The organism is Massilia endophytica, assembly GCF_021165955.1.
GTDB classification, from domain to species: Bacteria; Pseudomonadota; Gammaproteobacteria; order Burkholderiales; family Burkholderiaceae_D; genus Rugamonas; species Rugamonas endophytica.
On record NZ_CP088952.1, the window covers coordinates 3,394,655 to 3,412,051 of the forward strand.

Consider the following 17,397-nt stretch of genomic DNA (forward strand, 5'->3'; position numbering starts at 1 on the left):
ACCCAAAACAACAGCGGCTTGATCGTTCCAGTACAGCGGAGCGGGCCAAAGTTGAAGAGCAAACTGCCCAATCAGTAGTACAAGTTTTGGAGAATTACCATGGCCTCAGTTATCAATACCAACATCGCTTCGCTGAACTCGCAACGCAACCTGAGCATGTCGCAGTCGAGCCTGAACACGTCCCTGCAGCGCCTGTCCTCGGGTCTGCGCATTAACAGCGCCAAGGACGATGCTGCAGGTCTGGCAATTTCCGACCGTATGTCTTCCCAGATCCGCGGTATGAACCAGGCAACCCGCAATGCGAACGACGGCGTGTCCCTGGCTCAAACGGCCGAAGGCGCACTGTCCTCCTCGGGCGACATCCTGCAGCGTATCCGCGAACTGGCAGTGCAGTCCTCGAACGCCACCAACTCCGCTTCGGACCGTCAGGCTCTGCAGACCGAAGTTGGCCAGCTGTCCCAGGAACTGAACCGCATCGCCCAGACCACCACCTTCAACGGCCAGGCCCTGCTGGATGGCACGATGGGTACGGCGAACTTCCAGATCGGTGCGGATGCCAACCAGCTGATCTCGGCAAACGGCGCGAACTTCCTGACCAACACCTACGGCAACAACCGTCTGGAAAACGACGCTGTGCAGGTCGACACCGCCCTCGCCGGCGGCCAGCTGACCGTCAGCGGTTCCCGCGGCTCGAAGAGCTACACCTCCACCGCTACCGACACCGCCAAGTCCATCGCGGCTGAAGTGAACAAGCTGACCTCCGACACCGGCGTGACCGCTACGGCAAAAACCGAAGTGAACATGAAGCTGGAAGGCGGCGAGTCCTACAAGATCGACCTGACCTCGGACAACAGCACCGCAGTGTCGATCTCCTTCGCAGTGGGCGGCACCGGCACCACCGGCACCGCTACCGACTACGCCGGCGCCATCAACGCCATCAATGCCCAGTCGGCCAAAACCGGCGTGACCGCCCAGTACGACCAGAAGAACGGCGGCCTGAAGCTGACCAACGCCACCGGCGAAGACATTTCGGTCCTGAACAGCGGCTCGAACAACACCACCTTCGACCTGTCGACCTACGAGGCGGATGGCGACCTGCTGGCAGCTGCAGCGGTGTCCCAGGCAACGTCCGGCGGTACCGCATCCGTGGCCCACGGCCGTGTGACCTTCGACTCGGACTCGAGCTTCTCCATCACCGACGCCGGCACCGGCCTGGGTCTGGGCGAAGCCGCGGCAGGCACCAACGCCCAGGGTTCCACCCTGAAGTCGGTGGCTGACCTGGACGTGACCACCTTCGACGGCGCCCAGCTGGCCATCAAGATCGCCGATGCCGCCCTGTCGACCGTGAACAACCAGCGCGCGGCCTACGGTGCACTGCAGTCCCGCTTCTCGTCGGCGATCTCGAACCTGAGCGCGACCACCGAGAACCTGTCCGCATCCCGCAGCCGTATCGTCGATACCGACTTCGCAGCCGAAACCGCAAGCCTGACCCGCGGCCAGATCCTGCAACAGGCCGGTACCGCCATGCTGGCCCAGGCCAACTCGCTGCCGAACGGCGTGCTGAGCCTGCTGCGCGGCTAATCGCTAGCGTAACAAAGTAGCAAGCAAGCGGTTCCCCGCCTGGACTTTTCCAGTCGGGGAACTTTTACCATGAAGGAGAGGCACCATGACTATCGACGCGATAGCCTCAGCCGCAGGCACTAAAACCGAACGCAGCAGCTATTTGCCGGACTCCGGCGCTGCCCAGGCGAGCGGCCGCGCCGCCGCCCCCACCCAGACCGTGGACGCCGTGACCGCCAAGGCCGCCGTGCCTTCCCAGCGCGAGCTGGAAGAGGCCGTCGAGCAGATCAACCGCTCGGTGCAGGCCAAGTCCCAGAGCCTGGAGTTCTCGATCGACAACGACAGCAAGCGCACCATCGTCAAGGTGATCGACCAGAGCACCAAGGAAGTGCTGCGCCAGATCCCCACGCCGGAAGCGCTGCAGATCGCCAAATCACTGGACAGCGGCATAGGCCTGCTGATCAGCCAGGAAGCCTGAAACAGGCTCCCCACAAGCCGGGCTGCCCTCCCTCCGCGGGACGGCGGCCTTTGGCGTTTTCGCAAGCGGCGAACTGGACGGACTTTTCCCCTCTCAAGTCCCGTTTGAAACTGCCGATAATCACTTATATTGTTGCTTTCTCAGGAGCAAACCGTGGCCACCTCCGGCGTTTCATCCAGCACAGGCGTCCTTGACGTCAACGGCATCGTCAGCCAGCTCATGCAGGCGGAATCGCGGCCGCTGGCGAACTACGACAAGAAGACGGCCGCCTTCCAGGCCACGCTCAGCGCCTATGGCTCGCTGAGCGGGGCCATCGGCGTCTTCCAGAGCGCCCTGGGCGGCCTGACCAAGGCCAGCGACTTCAAGGCCCTGAGCGCCATCGCGGGCGACGCCACGGTGCTGAGCGCCTCGGCCGGCGCCAAGGCGGTGGCGGGCAACTACAACGTCAACGTGCAGCAGCTGGCGCAGGCCCAGACCCTGACCTCGGCAGGCGTGGCCAGCAGCAAGTCGGCCATCGGCCTGGGCGCCCGGACCACCCTGTCCTTCCAGTTCGGCAGCATCGGCAGCGGCAACTTCGGCCTGAACGGCACGGCCCTCGGCGCCGGCGTCCTGAGCAGCGGCATCGGCAACGGCGCCCTCACCATCAACGGCACGGCCATCGCCACCGACAGCACCACCAGCAGCGCGCGCGCCCTGGCTGAAGCCATCAATGCCAAGAGCACGACAACGGGCGTCACGGCCACCGCCAGCGCAGCCAGCAGCTCGGCCACCCTGTTCGCCACCTTCGGCGACATCGAAACGGGCGCCGACGGCGGCTACACCCTCTCCGTGGGCGGCGTGCAGATCGCGGCCCAGGGCGCGGGCGTGCTGGCCGGGAACGGCGTGACGGCCGCCGGCATCGACGCGGCCCTGGCCGATCCCAGCCCCGTGCTGACGGCGCTCACCAATGCGGGCATCACCGTCAGCGGCACGGCTGCGGCGGGCGACCTGCAGTTCACCCGCGCCGACGGCGCCAACGTGGTGGTGCAGGAAACCGTGACGGGCAGCCCGGCGGCCGTGAGCGGCGGCATCGGCCTGGCGCCGGGCGCGGCCAACGGCGGCTCGACCGTCACGGCGGGCAGCAGCATCGTGCTGAGCTCCACGAACGCCAGCCCCATCACCGTGGGCGGCAGCAACCCGGCCCTGGCCGGCCTGACGGCGGGCACGGGCGGCAGCTACCTGAGCGGCGCCTTCACCCAGGACGCGACCCTGGCCTCGGGCACGGTGGTGATCGACTCCACCAACAATTCGCTGGAAGGCATCCGCGACGCCGTCAACAAGGCCAATATCGGCGTGACGGCCACCATCGTCAACGACGGCAGCGCCAATCCTTACCACCTGGTGTTTACGGCGACGGCCACGGGCGCCAATGCCTCCATGAAGATCTCGCTCGCGGGCACGGATCCGGACCCGGCCGACGCCGCCCTGGAAGCCCTGCTGGCCTACGACCCGGCCGGCGCCCAGAACCTGACCCAGACCTCGGCTGCCCAGGACACCAAGCTGTCGGTGAACGGCATTGCCGTCAGCGCCCATTCGAACAATGTGTCCGAGGCGATCCAGGGCGTGAGCCTGACCGTGACCAAGGTCGGCAGCAGCTCCCTGAACATCAGCAAGAACACCTCTTCCCTGAAAGAGAATATCAACGGCTTCGTCAAGGCCTACAACGACCTGACGGGCACGCTGAAAAAGCTCACGGCCTACGATCCCGACACGAAGGCGGCGGGCCCCCTGCAGGGCGATGCCACGGCCCAGTCCGTGCAGGCGCAGCTGCGCCGCATGCTGGGCACCTCCGTCACCGGCATCGGCGGCAGCCTTACCACGCTGAGCCAGATCGGCATCACCTTCGACAAGACGGGCACCCTGTCCCTCGATTCGGGCAAGCTGCAGAAGGCCATCGACGAGAACTTCGACGAGATCGGCGCCCTGTTCGGCGCCATCGGCAACACGACGGACAACCAGGTCAGCTTCGTGAGCTCGACCTCGGCCACCAAGCCGGGCACCTATGCCCTGTCGATCACGCAGATGGCAACCCAGGGCGCGCTGCAGAGCGACGCCGCCGTGGCGCCCACGACCACCATCGCCAGCGACACGAGCTGGTCCGTGATCCTCAACGACACGGTGCCGAGCAGCAGCAGCAATATTGCCACCGTGACCATCCCGGCGGGCGACTACACGCCGGAGGAACTGGCCAAGGTGCTGCAGTCCTCAATCAACGGCATTGCCGCCTTCTCCAAGAAGGGCGCCGCGGTGACGGCCAGCATCGATGCGGACGGCAAGCTGGTGCTGTCCTCGTCCAAGTACGGCTCGGCCTCCAACATCGCGCTGGCCGACGTCAGCGGCAGCACCGTGGACAGCGTCTTCGGCGCCGCCACGCCGACGGCGGGCCTGGACGTGGCGGGCACCCTGGGCGGCCATGCCGTGATCGGCAGCGGCCAGACCCTGACCGGCGCGGCGGGCTCGGAAGTGGAAGGCCTGAAGGTGGACATCACCGGCGGCACCACGGGCGACCGCGGCACCGTCAGCTTCTCGCAGGGCTACGCCTACCAGCTGAACAACCTGGCCACCACCTTCCTCGCGAAGTCGGGCCTGATCAGCAGCCGCACGGACGGCATCAACAAATCGATCAAGGATATCGCCAGCGCGCGCCAGAAGTTCGCAGACAAGCTGGACGATATCGAAGCACGCTACCGCAAGCAATACACTGCCCTGGATGTCACCCTGTCCCAGATGCAGACCACACAACAATACCTGTCGCAGCAACTGGCAGCCCTGGCCGCCAACAGCTAAAAGCAACAAGACTGAGAAGGAGAGAGCCTCATGTTCGGAAACACGCAACGCGGCGTCAACGCCTATGCCAAGGTCGGCCTCGAAACGGGGGTCAGCGCCGCTTCGCCGCACAAGCTGATCGTCATGCTCTACGACGGCGCCATCGTGGCCATCCTCAACGGCCTGACGCACATGAAGGCCGGCAATATCGAGGAAAAGGGCAAGGCCATCTCCAAGGCCATCCAGATCATCGACAACGGCCTGCGCGCGAGCCTGGACAAGCAGGTGGGCGGCAGCATCGCCCAGAACCTGGACGCCCTGTACGAATACATGAGCAACCGTCTGCTGACGGGCAATATCCAGAACCAGCCGGAAGCCCTGGAGGAAGTGCACCGCCTGCTGGCCGACCTGCGCGACACCTGGAACCAGATCGGCGATGCCCCGGCCGCCGTGCCGGGCGCCCTGAACGGCCAGAAGCCTGCCCCTGTTCTCGCGAGTGTGTAAAGCAATGATGATGACGAATCAAGAAGTGCTGTCCGTGTATGCAGCCATGGGCGAACTGACGGGCCAGATGGTATCGGCCGCCGGGAACGCCGACTGGGACCGCCTGGAAGCGCTGGAGCAGCGCGTCACGGCCCATGTGGAGAAGCTGAAGGCCAATGAGGCGGCCATCGAGCTGGACGGCGAGCAGCGCCAGCGCAAGGTCTCCCTCATCCGCAAGATGCTGGACGACGACCGCAAGGTGCGCGACCTGACCATGCCCTGGATGGCCCAGCTGTCGCGCCTGATCAACAGCACCGGCGCCGAGCGCCGCCTCGCCAACGCCTACGGCGGCGTCTGAGCAGGGAGGGCGTCGTGGTCAGCCGCCTGGACGCCCCGGCAGTCCGTCCGCTCACCCCGGCCGGTCCCATCCTTTCCTCGGTCGACCCGCGCCAGGCCGCCTTCCAGCGCGCCCTGGCGCCGCTGGTGGGCCAATCCCTCGCCGCCGAGGTGCTGTCGAAGATGGACGACGGCAGCTACCTCGTACGCATCGCCAACACCAATGCCCGCATGGTGCTTCCCGCAGGCACCCAGGTCGGGGCCGAAGTGCCCATGACCGTGCTGGCGGCCCAGCCCCGCCCCATGTTCCAGATCGGCGGCCAGCCCGTGCAGGCCGCCGCCGCGCAGGAGGCGCCGCCCCTGCCGCAGGGCGCGCCCGGCCTGCCGGACACGGACAGCCTGCCTTCGCAGGCAGCGCCCCGTCCCACGCCCCAGCCGCAATCCGGCCAGCCTGCCCCCCTGCCCACGCCGGCGCCCGGAGCGGCGCTGCCGCCTGGCAGCCTGCCCGCCCCAGCAATGCCGCCCGGGTTGCCGCAAGCAGCCGCACCCGCCCAGCCTGGCCAGCCCGCGCCAGCCCAGGGAGCCAACGGCGCCGCAGCGCCGGCGCCCGACCTGCCGGATGCCGGGCTGCCGGGCGTGCCGTCCCGGCCCCTGAGCCCCGGTGCAGCCCTGCTGAGCAAAGCCCCGCTGACGCCTGCCGAACAGCTGCCCCAGCTCGACCATACGACACCGCAGGCCTCGCTCAGCCCGGCCGCACGCGCCATCGCCAGCGCCCTCTCCACCGCCTATACCGCGCCTGGGGTGCCCGTGACCATCAACGGCAAGGCGCCCCTGCTGCAGGGCGGCAGTCCCGATCCCGAGCAGATCGAGGGCCAGCTGCGCCGCGCCCTGGGGGACAGCGGCCTCTTCTACGAGTCCCATGTGGCCGAATGGGCCCAGGGCAAACGCCCCCTGCAGGACCTGGCGCGCGAGCCGCAGATGCAGCGTTTTGCCCAGGCAGCGGCCCAGTCGGCCAGCGAGGCGGCGGCCAAGGCGCAGGGCGGGCCCGACCTGAGCGGGGCGCAACTGATCAACCAGCAGCTGCACACCCAGGAACTCGCGCGGGTGCAGTGGCAGGGCGAAGCCTGGCCGGGCCAGCCCATGCACTGGGAGCTGCGGCGCGACGAAGCCGAACAGCAGCAGCCGGGCGAAGACGGCGGCCCACCCGAGCCGGTATGGCGCAGCGGCCTGCGTTTCAGCTTCCCCCTGCTGGGCAAGCTGGCGGCCAATGTCACGCTGACGGGCGGCCAGGTGCACCTGCAGGTGGAAGCGGGCAGCGAGGAAACGGCGGCGACTCTGCGCGCCTGGGCCGGCCAGCTGCAGCAGGCCCTGGAGGCGGCGGGCTCGCCCCTGTCCTCGCTCAGCATCCAGGCCGAAGGAGGAGGCGATGGTGAGTGAAGACGCCCGCCGCCCCCTGCAGAGCGCCGTGGCCCTGGCCTACAAGGAAGGCACGCGCGCGCCCAAGGTCGTGGCCAAGGGCCGCGGCCTGGTGGCGGAACAGATCATCGCCGTGGCCGAAGAGCACGGCGTTTTCATCCATGAATCGAAGGAACTGGTGTCCCTTCTCATGGATGTGGACCTCGACAGCCAAATTCCGCCGGCCCTTTACCGGGTAATTGCAGAACTGCTGGCCTGGTTATATCATATTGAATCGGCGCAAAAGTCTGGACAGCCCCTGCCCCCGGCCCCGGACTTGAGCGAACCACCCAACACTACCCCAGAAAACGGTAACTGATGCAAGCGCAGCCTATCAATTTTGACGAGGAAATGGAGAACTGGCACGACTACACAGTCGAGTCGCGCCGCGAAATCGTTTCCCTCCTGCGCAACATCGGCGAGAAGAACCAGCTGCTGCGCATGCTGGTCCGGGGCGAGTCCGACGTTGCCGTGACTTCCATCCTCGATGTCGAGCCCGACGAGGGCTATATGGTGCTCGACTGCCCCATCAGCCGCGACCAGACGCGCCGGGTGCTGGCGGCCCATTCCCTGCAGTTCGAGACCTCGCTGGACAAGATCCGCATCCTCTTCTCGAGCGACGGCGCCGAGGAGATGGAATACGACGGCCGCGCCGCGCTGCAGGTGGCGATTCCCGCCACCATGATCCGCCTGCAGCGGCGCGAGTACTACCGCATGGCCACGCCGGTGACCAACCCCGTGCGGGTGCACATTCCCATTCCGGTGGAACTGGGCGGCGGCGACAACACCTTCCCCCTGTCGGACATCAGCTGCGGCGGCATCGCCATCCTCGACCCCAAGCTCATGCTGGGCGACACGCCGGGCATGATCTTCAAGAACTGCCGCATCGACCTGCCGGACGGCCCGATCACGACCGATCTGGAAATCCGCAGCGCGCAGGAAGTGACGCTCCTGAACGGCAAGACCAACCGCCGCCTCGGCTGCCAGTTCGTCGACCTCAGCCGCGGCGCCCTGGCCGCCGTGCAGCGCTACATCACCAAGCTCGAACGCGAACGCAACGCCCGCCTCGCCGGCCTCGGCTGAAAAACAAAAAGGAGCCACCCCGGGCTCCTTTTTGTTTCTTAAAGGGGACAGACCCTTTTAAGCAATTTATACCTGCATGTTCATGATGTCGTGGTAGGCCTGCACCAGCTTGTTGCGCACCTGGACCGTGGCCTGGAAATTGATGCTCGCCTTCTGCATCTGGATCATCACGTCCGACAGGTTGACCGATTCGTCTCCCATCTGGAAGCGCTTGCCCAGGGCCTCGGCCTTGTTCTGGCTCTCGGCCACGCCGTCCAGCGCCCCCTTGAGGGCGGCCGAGAAGTCGACCTTGGTGGAAGGCTGGGCCGCATTGGCCGCGTCCGGACGCAATACGCCCGGCGCCATGGCCTCCGGCCGCTGCGCCGCCGCCTTCAGCTGGGCAATCATGGCCTGGATCTGGCCGCTGTCAATGCCGCCTGTTTTCATCTTGACTCCATATTGTTGCTATAGCGAAACAACCACAGGGCTGCCGGCCCTGGGCGCGCTACAATGAGCTCTACCGTCAGGCTTCCAGAATAGCAGCGCCAGCGCCAGATGCAGGCAGGAGGAGGACGGGAAACGGGCTTCTTTTCCTGCGATTAAAACTTGCCTCAGAGACCGATAATGTGCTTCAGGCCCGTTCCGTCCCGGCGTGGCCCAGGCCCTTAACAACCATTCGGAAACCACTCATGGCAGCAGCCGCCGAACAACTCGATATCGACGCTCCCGCTGAGGACCAGGCGCAGGAGAAGCCTTCCTTCTTCCAGACCCCCATGGGCAAGAACCTGGCCCGCGGCGGCGCCGCGGCCGGCGTGCTGGCCGTGATCCTGATGCTCTGGCTGTGGAACAAGGAGCCGGATTACAAGGTGCTGTTCTCCAATTACAGCGACCGCGACGGCGGCGCCATCACGGCCGCCCTGGACCAGATGCAGGTCAAGCACAAGTTCTCCGAAGGCGGCAGCGCCATCCTGGTGCCTTCCGAGCAGGTGCACGATGTGCGCCTGCGCCTGGCTGCCCAGGGCCTGCCCAAGGGCGGCAATGTGGGCTTCGAGCTCATGGAGAACCAGAAGCTGGGCGTGTCCCAGTTCCTGGAGCAGGTCAATTACCAGCGCGCCCTGGAAGGCGAGCTGGCCCGTTCCATCGAATCCATCGCCGCCGTGCAGTCGGCCCGCGTGCACCTGGCCCTGCCCAAGCCTTCCGTCTTCGTGCGCGAGCAGCAGAAGCCCACCGCTTCCGTGCTGCTGAACCTGCACCCCAACCGCGTGATCGACCCGGCCCAGACCAGCGCCATCGTGCACCTGGTCGCCTCCAGCGTGCCGGAACTGATGCCCGCCAACGTGACGGTGGTGGACCAGTCCGGCGCCCTGGTGTCGGACCTGAACAAGAATGGCAGCGCTGGCAACAATGCCAAGAACCTGGACGCCAGCCAGCTGAAATACGTGCAGGAACTGCAGAAGCAGGTGATCAAGCAGGTCGAATCCATCGTCACCCCCATCGTCGGCGAAGGCAATGTGCGCGCCGAAGCCGTGGCGGACGTGGACTTCTCCCAGATCGAGCAGGCGGCCGAGATGTACAAGCCGAATTCGCCGCCCGCCGCCTCCGCCATCCGCAGCCAGCAGAGCAGCGAGACCAGCGGCAACCAGAACGCCAACCCGGGCGGCGTGCCGGGCGCCCTGTCGAACCAGCCGCCGGCCGACGCCAGCGCGCCCATCGACGCGGCCGCGCCGGGCACCCCGGCCGGCCAGGTGGCGGCCTCGTCCTCGAACAACAGCCACAAGGAATCGACCACCAATTACGAAGTGGACAAGACCGTGCGCTACGAGCAGAAGGCGATGGCCGGCCTGAAGCGCATGACGGTGGGCGTGGTGGTGAACTACCGCCGCATCGTGGACAAGGAAACGGGCAAGGTCACCGTGCGCCCCCTGAGCGCCGAGGAAATGAACAAGATTAACAGCCTGGTGCGCGAAGCCATGGGCTACAACCAGGACCGCGGCGACTCCGTCAGCGTGGCCAACGCGCCCTTCGACGGCGTGGACCGCGAGGCGCCCGTGGCCCTGGACTGGTGGCGCGATCCGGCCAACCTGCCCCTGGCCAAGGAGCTGGCCAAGTTCCTGATCACGGCCCTGATCCTGCTGTATGTGGTGCTGCGCATCGTGCGCCCGATGATGCGTCCGGTCTTCAAGAAGATCGACGAGATCAACGCGCCCGAGCCGGAGCCGGAAGTGCCGGAGATCGTCGAGCCGGCGGGCCCGACGCCGGAGGAGATCCTGGCCCAGCAGATCGCCGAGATGGAAGAGAACACGGCCCGTACCTACCGCGACAACCTGGCCCTGGCCAAGAAGCTCGCGAACGAAGATCCGCGCATCGTGGCCAACGTCATCAAGGCGTGGATCGGCAACAACGACTAAACCGAAGGTCAAGCATTTATGAGCACCGAAAATACCGGACTGCAGAAAGCCGCCATCCTCATGCTGGCGATGGGCGAAACCGAGGCCGCCGAGGTCATGAAATTCCTCGGCCCGCGCGAGGTGCTGAAGCTGGGCGCGGCCATGGCCACCATGAAGAGCATCCCGCACGAGCAGGTGGTGGGGGTGATGGACGACTTCCGCGACGAATGCGCGGCCGCCTCCACCGTGGGCCTGGATTCGGACGAATACATCCGCCAGGTGCTGACCAAGGCCCTGGGCGACGACAAGGCTTCCGTGCTGCTCTCGCGCATCCTGGGCGGCAAGGACGCTTCCGGCATCGAGAGCCTGAAGTGGATGGACTCGAACTCGGTGGCCGAGCTGATCCGCAACGAGCACCCGCAGATCATCGCCACCATCCTGGTCCACCTGGAACGCGACCAGGCCTGCGAGGTGCTGGGCCACTTCACGGACCGCCTGCGCAACGACGTGGTGCTGCGTATCGCCACCCTGGACGGCGTGCAGCCGGCCGCCCTGCGCGAGCTGAACGACGTGCTCACCAAGCTGCTGTCGGGTAACGAGAACATCAAGAAGTCCACCCTGGGCGGCGTGCGCGCGGCGGCCGAGATCCTGAACTTCATGAGCGGCGAGCAGGAAAACTCCGTCATGGACAATATCAAGAACTACGACAACGACATGGCGCAGAAGATCATGGACGAGATGTTCGTGTTCGACAACCTGATCGATATCGACGACCGGGGCATCCAGCTTCTGCTGCGCGAAGTACAATCGGAGATGCTGATCATCGCGCTGAAAGGCGCCTCGCAGGAACTGCGCGAGAAGATCTTCAAGAACATGTCGGCCCGTGCCGGCGAAATGATGCGCGAAGACCTCGAATCGAAGGGCCCCGTGCGCCTGTCGGAAGTTGAAGCGCAGCAGAAGCAGATTCTGCAGATCGTGCGCCGCCTGGCCGACGAAGGCCAGATCGTACTGGGCGGCAAGGGCGACGATTCGTTTGTCTGATGCCGTACTGAGCGAGGAAGAGTTTGGCCCATATTCCGAAAGAACAGCAGACCGCTTTCCAGCGCTGGGAGATGAAGTCCTTCGGCGACCTGCGCCCGAGCGCCGTGGCCGCCCGCCAGCGCGAGGAGGAGGAAGCCGCGGCGGCCGCCGCGGCCGAAGCCGAAGCCGCCGCCGCGGAGGAAGCGGCGCGCCAGGCCGAGTACGAGGCCGAGCTCAACGCCCCGCCGCCGCCGGAATATCCGACGGAGGAGGAACTGGCCGCCATCCGCGAGGAGGCGCGCCAGCAGGGCTATGAGGACGGCTACCGCGCCGGCCATGCGGACGGCCAGGCCGCCGCCCTCGACGCGGGGCGCGCGGCCACCCAGCAGCTGCTGGCGCCCATGGAATCGATCGCCGCCAACTTCTCGGAAGCCCTGCGCGGCGCCGACCAGCTCATCGCCAACGACGTGCTGGAGCTGGCCCTGCACCTGGCCAAGGGCATGCTCAAGCAGGCCCTGCCGGCCCGCCCCGAACTCATCATTCCCATCGTGCGCGAGGCCGTCGAATACCTGCCCACCGTGCAGCAGCCCGCCCTGCTCATGCTCAACCCGGAGGATGCCGCCGTGGTGCGCGAAGGCATCGGCGAGGAGCTGGACAAGGGCGGCTGGCGCGTGGTGGAAGACCCCACGATCGAGCGCGGCGGCTGCAAGATCGACACCGCCACCAACCAGATCGACGCCCAGGTGCAGTCGCGCTGGACCCGCCTGAGCCACGCGCTCGGCAAAGACCTGGACTGGCTGGCCTGAGATGGACGCCCCGCAAGGAGCCCAGCTGCACGCCGGACGCTGGCGCAGCTTCCTCGGCGACTGCGGCGCCCTGCTCGACTTCGTCGAGCCGCTGCAGGTGTCGGGCCGCGTGACCCGCGTCGCGGGCCTGGTGATGGAGGCCGTGGGCCTGCGCCTCGCCGTGGGCGCGGCCTGCACCGTGCCCCTGCCCAGCGGCGGCAAGGTGGAGGCGGAGGTGGTGGGCTTCGAAGGCGAGCGCCTTTTCCTCATGCCCCAGAGCGACGTGGAAGGCATTGTGCCCGGCACCCGCGTCTTCCCCGTCGAACCCCTGATTCCGAAGCCGGGCGCGGCGCCCCATCCGCGCCGGCGCATCAGCGACCGCGCGCGCCAGCTGCCCGTGGGCCAGGAACTGCTGGGCCGCGTGGTGGACGGCGCGGGACGCCCGCTCGACGGCCTGGGCCCCATCCACACCACGGACAGCGCCCCCATCAATGTGCGCCCCGCCAATCCCCTGGGCCGCGCGCCCATCGTGGAAACCCTGGACGTGGGCGTGCGCTGCATCAACGCCATGCTCACCGTGGGCCGCGGCCAGCGCATGGGCCTGTTCGCGGGCTCCGGCGTCGGCAAGTCCGTGCTGCTGGGCATGATGGCGCGCTATACGGAGGCGGACATCATCGTCGTCGGCCTGATCGGCGAACGGGGCCGCGAGGTCAAGGAGTTCATCGAGCAGATCCTGGGCGAGGAAGGCCTGCGCCGCTCCGTCGTGGTGGCGGCCCCGGCCGATACCCCGCCCCTGATGCGCATGCAGGGCGCCGCCTATTCCACGGCCATTGCCGAGCACTTCCGCGACAAGGGCATGAATGTTCTGCTCATCATGGATTCGCTCACCCGCTACGCCATGGCCCAGCGCGAGATCGCCCTGGCCATCGGCGAGCCGCCCGCCACCAAGGGCTATCCGCCTTCCGTTTTTGCCAAGCTGCCCGTGCTGGTGGAGCGGGCGGGCAATGGCGAACTGGGCGGCGGCTCGATCACGGCCTTCTACACAGTGCTCACCGAGGGCGACGACCAGCAAGACCCCATCGCCGACTCGGCGCGCGCCATCCTGGACGGGCACATCGTGCTGAACCGCCGCCTGGCCGAAGCCGGGCACTATCCGGCCATCGACATCGAACAGTCGATCAGCCGCGCCATGCATTCGATCACCTCGCACGAGCACCAGAACCAGGCGCGCCGCCTCAAGCAGCTGTTCTCGCGCTACGAGCGCAGCCGCGACCTGATCGCGGTGGGCGCCTACACGCCGGGCACCGACCCCGTGCTGGACGAGGCCATCAACCTGCACGGCGAAATCGAGCAATTCTTGCAACAGCAGATCACGGAACAGGTCAACATGGGCCAGAGTTTGGGCCAATTAGCCTCGCTATTCGACTGATGGGATGGCGCGGCCCTTCCCTATAATGAGCCATGGCCTCGACCACGCAACTTGAAACCCTGATCGATCTGGCGCGCCGGGAGACCGACGACGCGGCGAAACGGCTGGGTGCGGCCCTCAAGGCCGTGCAGGATGCGGAAGAGAAGCTGAACATGCTGATCGGCTACCGCGACGAGTACGCGCGCCGCTTCGAAGCCTCCCAGCAGGCTGGCATCACCCCCATGGCGTATCGCAACTTCCAGGCTTTCATGGAAAAGCTGGACAGCGCGATCCACGGCCAGCAGGAGGTGCTGCGCCACACCCAGAAGCGTGGCGAGCTGGAAAAGACGAATTGGCAGGCGGCAGAGCGCAAGCGCATGTCGTACACGACGCTGCTCGACCGCGAGGAAGCGAAGTTGCAGAAACTGGAAGCCAAGCGCGACCAGAAGGCCATGGACGAACACGCGGCACGCCAGGCCTTTTACAAACGCTGAGCGTTCCCCACTTTAGACGGCGCATATCATGCAGACTCAGGCAATCCAGAATCCGGCCCTCAACACCTCCCCCTCCCCGGCCCGCAGCGGCCTGCAGGGCGAGGACGACCAGCAATTCAAGCTGACCCTGGCCCGCCAGATGGAAGCCCAGCCGGTTTCCGCTCCGGCGTCCGCCCCGGCACGTCCGGCCGCCAAGCAGGCCAACGCCCCCGCACCCGCAGCCCAGGCGTCCCGCCAGCAGGCCCAGTCCGCGCAGCAGGCGCGCAGCCAGCAGGCCAATGCCGCCGGGGCCCCGAAACAGGCGGGCAGCGCCCAGGCAGGCCAGCAGGCGGAGGCGGCGGACGCCGCCGATGCCAGCCAGGCCGCCGCATCGGCTGAACCCGCCGAGCCTGTCACGGAACAGGCGGCAGCCGCCACCCCGGCCGACAGCGCCACCGATGCTGTCGGCGCCGACAGCTCCGCCGTGGACCCCGTAACCGACATGCTGGCCATGGTGGCCGCCTACAACCAGGCAGGGGCGGCGGACAACACCGCTGCCCAGGCAGCCGCTGCCGCGGCAGCCGCCATCCAGCAGGCCGCCCAGCCTGCACCGGCCGTCGGCGCCGCCCAGCAGGAGATTGCCGCCATCGGCGCGTCGGGCAAGGAGAGCGCCGCGCCTGCGGCAGCCGATTCCCTGCTCGCCGCCGACAGCGCCGGGGAGCGTTCCGCCGTGGATGCCGCCCTGGCCGCCGTGGCGCCCGCCGATGCGACACCGGTGACCGCCGAGGGCAAGGCCGACGCCAAGGCAGGCAAGGCCGGCACCGGCTTCACCCTGCCAGCGGAACTGCAGGGCAAGCCCGAGCAGGCCGCCGGCGTCCAGGCTCCCCGTGCCGAAAACAAGCCCGCCGAGGGCGCCGCCCTGCGCGCGCCAGCCGAGATGATGAAGGCCGAAGCGGCGCCTGCGCCCGTGCCGGACGCCGCACCCGCCGCGCCGCAGCCCGTGGCGCCCCAGGCCGCGCAGCAGCTGGCCCAGACCGCGCAGGCGGCCAATGCAGCCGCCTCCAACCAGCTGCACGCCCGCGTGGGCAGCAATGCCTGGGACCAGCAGCTGGGCCAGAAGGTGGTATGGATGGTGGCGGGCGGCGACCAGAGCGCCTCGCTGACCCTGAACCCGCCGGACCTTGGCCCGCTGCAGGTGGTGCTGAACGTGTCGAACGACCAGGCCAGCGCGACCTTCTCCTCGGCCGAGCTGGAGGTGCGCCAGGCCATCGAGAACGCCCTGCCGAAACTGAAAGAAATGATGAGCGAAGCCGGTATCCAGCTGGGCAACGCAACGGTATCGTCCGGCATGTCGGACCAGCAGCAGGCCTTTGCGGAAGCGGCCGCGAACCGTTCCGGCAACGGCGGCGCGCGCTTCGGCGCGGGCTCGGTGGCGGCCGAAACCGAGGCGCCCGCCCCCGTCGTGCGGCGCAGCGTGCTGGGTGCGGTCGATACCTTTGCTTAAGAATTTATAATATTGAAACGTTTGAGATGGGCATTGTATTGCCCTCTATTCGGCGTATCCGTCAGCCCGGCTTATGCCGATAATGACATAATGGCGACGATAACCAATACTTCCGCAAGGCCCGAATGAAAGCGAATCCCAAAGCAAAAGCCGAGGCAAAGCCCGAAGCGGCGGCGCCCGTAGCCGGTTCGAAGAAGAAGCTGCTGATCATGATCGGTGCAGCCGTGCTGGTGCTCGGCCTGGCCGGCGGCGGCGCAGCCTGGTATTTCCTGCACAAGAGCGGCGACCAGACCGAGGAAAGCGCGCCCAAGAAAGAGGTGGCGCCGCCCGAGTACGTGGCCATCGAGCCCTTTACCGTGAACCTGCAGCCGGAGGATGGCGAGCAGTACCTGCAGCTGGCCTTTACCCTGCAGGTGGGCGGCCTGGAGCAGGTGGAACTGATCAAGAAAAACATGCCGAAGGTGCGCAGCCGTATCCTGCTGCTGCTGTCGAGCAAACATGCATCGGAAATCAATACGCCGGAAGGCAAGCAGCAGTTGAGCACGGAGATCATGCAGACCCTGAAGCAGCCCTTCACGGCCGGCGAACCCGAGCAGGACGTGAGCGAAGTCTTGTTTACCTCCTTTATCATTCAGTAGTCATTGAGTCATGGCGGATAATTTTCTCTCCCAGGAAGAAGTTGATGCCCTTCTGAAGGGCGTCAACGGCGATCAGGACGACGCCGTCGCGCCTGAGGAAGTCGCGGGAGTACGGACCTACAACCTGGCCACGCAGGAGCGCATCGTCCGTGGCCGGATGCCGACGCTGGAAATTATCAACGAGCGTTTCGCCCGTCTGCTGCGCGTGGGCCTGTTCAACTTCCTGCGCCGCAGCGCGGAGGTGTCGGTGGGCTCGGTGCGCGTGTCCAAGTACAGCGAGTTCATCCGCAACCTGGTGGTGCCGACCAACCTGAACCTGATCCACATGAAGCCGCTGCGCGGCACGGCCCTCATGGTCTTCGACCCGGGCCTCGTGTTCCTGCTGGTGGACAACCTGTTCGGGGGCGACGGCCGCTTCCATACCCGGGTCGAGGGCCGCGACTTCACGCAGACGGAGCAGCGCATCATCCTGCGCATCCTGGACATCGTGTTCGAGGCCTATACCAAGTCCTGGGAGCCGGTGTTCCCGGTGGAGTTCGAATACATCCGTTCCGAGATGAACACCCAGTTCGCCAACATCGCCACGCCGAACGAGGTGGTGGTGGCTTCCACCTTCACGGTGGAACTGGGTTCGGTGTCGGGCCAGATCCACTTCTGCATGCCCTACTCGATGATCGAGCCGATCCGCGATGCCCTGACCTCTTCCCTGCAGGGCGAGGCCCTGGAAGTGGACAAGCGCTGGATCCGCCTGATGACGCAGCAGATCCAGATCGCCGAAGTGGAGCTGGTGGCCAGCCTGGGCACGGCCAAGACCAGTTTCGACGAGATTTTGAACATGCGGGTGGGCGATATCGTCCCCCTCAATATTCCGGAAACCATCGAAGCGACGGTGGACGGCGTGCCGGTGCTCGAATGCACCTATGGCGTGCTGAACGGACAATATGCCCTCAAGGTAGAGAAGCTGCTGGCCAATAGCGACAATCTCGGCCAGGGCACGAAGTAA

17 protein-coding genes are annotated in these 17,397 nt (G+C 66.6%); 16 read left to right on the top strand and 1 reads right to left on the bottom strand.

Annotated features, from left to right (window positions below; genetic code table 11):
* Positions 1-99 precede the first annotated feature (99 nt).
* The 8 genes from LSQ66_RS15535 to LSQ66_RS15570 all read left to right on the top strand — a co-directional run bounded on the left by LSQ66_RS15535 (position 100) and on the right by LSQ66_RS15570 (position 8,200).
* A complete protein-coding gene (locus LSQ66_RS15535; protein ID WP_231766105.1) occupies positions 100-1,581 on the top strand; it encodes a flagellin N-terminal helical domain-containing protein in 1,482 nt (493 codons plus the stop codon).
* An 85-nt stretch (positions 1,582-1,666) separates the two neighbouring features.
* Entirely contained in the window at positions 1,667-2,038 is a 372-nt protein-coding gene (locus LSQ66_RS15540) for a flagellar protein FlaG (RefSeq protein ID WP_231766106.1), read from the top strand.
* Between the two features lie 153 nt (positions 2,039-2,191).
* Positions 2,192-4,864: a flagellar filament capping protein FliD gene (gene fliD / locus LSQ66_RS15545; RefSeq protein WP_269449085.1), complete on the top strand. Its 2,673-nt coding sequence runs from the start codon at positions 2,192-2,194 to the stop codon at positions 4,862-4,864.
* A 30-nt stretch (positions 4,865-4,894) separates the two neighbouring features.
* The gene (gene fliS, locus LSQ66_RS15550; RefSeq protein WP_231766107.1) at positions 4,895-5,347 is read left to right on the top strand and encodes a flagellar export chaperone FliS; all 453 of its coding nucleotides are present in this window, start codon (positions 4,895-4,897) and stop codon (positions 5,345-5,347) included.
* A gap of 4 nt (positions 5,348-5,351) precedes the next feature.
* Positions 5,352-5,684 carry a flagellar protein FliT gene (locus LSQ66_RS15555; protein ID WP_407659529.1) on the top strand — a complete coding sequence of 111 codons (333 nt, stop codon included), beginning with the start codon at positions 5,352-5,354 and terminating at the stop codon, positions 5,682-5,684.
* A gap of 14 nt (positions 5,685-5,698) precedes the next feature.
* Complete coding sequence (locus LSQ66_RS15560; RefSeq protein WP_231766108.1) at positions 5,699-7,099, top strand: flagellar hook-length control protein FliK; 1,401 nt, start codon at positions 5,699-5,701, stop codon at positions 7,097-7,099.
* On the top strand, positions 7,089-7,436 hold the full coding sequence (locus tag LSQ66_RS15565; RefSeq protein WP_231766109.1) for an EscU/YscU/HrcU family type III secretion system export apparatus switch protein: 348 nt from the start codon (positions 7,089-7,091) through the stop codon (positions 7,434-7,436). Before LSQ66_RS15560 ends, LSQ66_RS15565 begins: the two co-directional genes overlap by 11 nt.
* On the top strand, positions 7,436-8,200 hold the full coding sequence (locus LSQ66_RS15570; protein ID WP_231766110.1) for a flagellar brake protein: 765 nt from the start codon (positions 7,436-7,438) through the stop codon (positions 8,198-8,200). The genes LSQ66_RS15565 and LSQ66_RS15570 overlap by 1 nt, the downstream gene beginning before the upstream one ends.
* Positions 8,201-8,266: 66 nt before the next feature.
* Here the strand turns inward: LSQ66_RS15570 and fliE are convergent, their stop codons facing one another.
* Positions 8,267-8,626, bottom strand: a complete 360-nt coding sequence (gene fliE / locus LSQ66_RS15575; RefSeq protein WP_231766111.1) for a flagellar hook-basal body complex protein FliE — start codon at positions 8,624-8,626, stop codon at positions 8,267-8,269.
* A gap of 242 nt (positions 8,627-8,868) precedes the next feature.
* On the opposite strand from fliE, the gene fliF reads away from it, so the two are divergent.
* The 8 genes from fliF to fliM all read left to right on the top strand — a co-directional run bounded on the left by fliF (position 8,869) and on the right by fliM (position 17,397).
* Positions 8,869-10,587 carry a flagellar basal-body MS-ring/collar protein FliF gene (gene fliF, locus LSQ66_RS15580; RefSeq protein ID WP_231766112.1) on the top strand — a complete coding sequence of 573 codons (1,719 nt, stop codon included), beginning with the start codon at positions 8,869-8,871 and terminating at the stop codon, positions 10,585-10,587.
* Positions 10,588-10,605: 18 nt separating this feature from the next.
* On the top strand, positions 10,606-11,607 hold the full coding sequence (gene fliG / locus LSQ66_RS15585) for a flagellar motor switch protein FliG (RefSeq protein WP_231766113.1): 1,002 nt from the start codon (positions 10,606-10,608) through the stop codon (positions 11,605-11,607).
* A 23-nt stretch (positions 11,608-11,630) separates the two neighbouring features.
* Positions 11,631-12,392 (top strand): flagellar assembly protein FliH, encoded by a 762-nt coding sequence (locus LSQ66_RS15590; RefSeq protein ID WP_231766114.1) that lies wholly within the window; start codon positions 11,631-11,633, stop codon positions 12,390-12,392.
* A 1-nt stretch (position 12,393) separates the two neighbouring features.
* Positions 12,394-13,800 carry a flagellar protein export ATPase FliI gene (fliI, locus tag LSQ66_RS15595; RefSeq protein ID WP_231766115.1) on the top strand — a complete coding sequence of 469 codons (1,407 nt, stop codon included), beginning with the start codon at positions 12,394-12,396 and terminating at the stop codon, positions 13,798-13,800.
* 32 nt (positions 13,801-13,832) lie between these two features.
* A complete protein-coding gene (fliJ, locus tag LSQ66_RS15600) occupies positions 13,833-14,273 on the top strand; it encodes a flagellar export protein FliJ (RefSeq protein WP_231766116.1) in 441 nt (146 codons plus the stop codon).
* Between the two features lie 28 nt (positions 14,274-14,301).
* Complete coding sequence (locus tag LSQ66_RS15605; protein WP_231766117.1) at positions 14,302-15,756, top strand: flagellar hook-length control protein FliK; 1,455 nt, start codon at positions 14,302-14,304, stop codon at positions 15,754-15,756.
* Positions 15,757-15,881: 125 nt separating this feature from the next.
* A complete protein-coding gene (fliL, locus tag LSQ66_RS15610; protein WP_231766118.1) occupies positions 15,882-16,394 on the top strand; it encodes a flagellar basal body-associated protein FliL in 513 nt (170 codons plus the stop codon).
* A 10-nt stretch (positions 16,395-16,404) separates the two neighbouring features.
* Positions 16,405-17,397: a flagellar motor switch protein FliM gene (fliM, locus tag LSQ66_RS15615; protein WP_231766119.1), complete on the top strand. Its 993-nt coding sequence runs from the start codon at positions 16,405-16,407 to the stop codon at positions 17,395-17,397.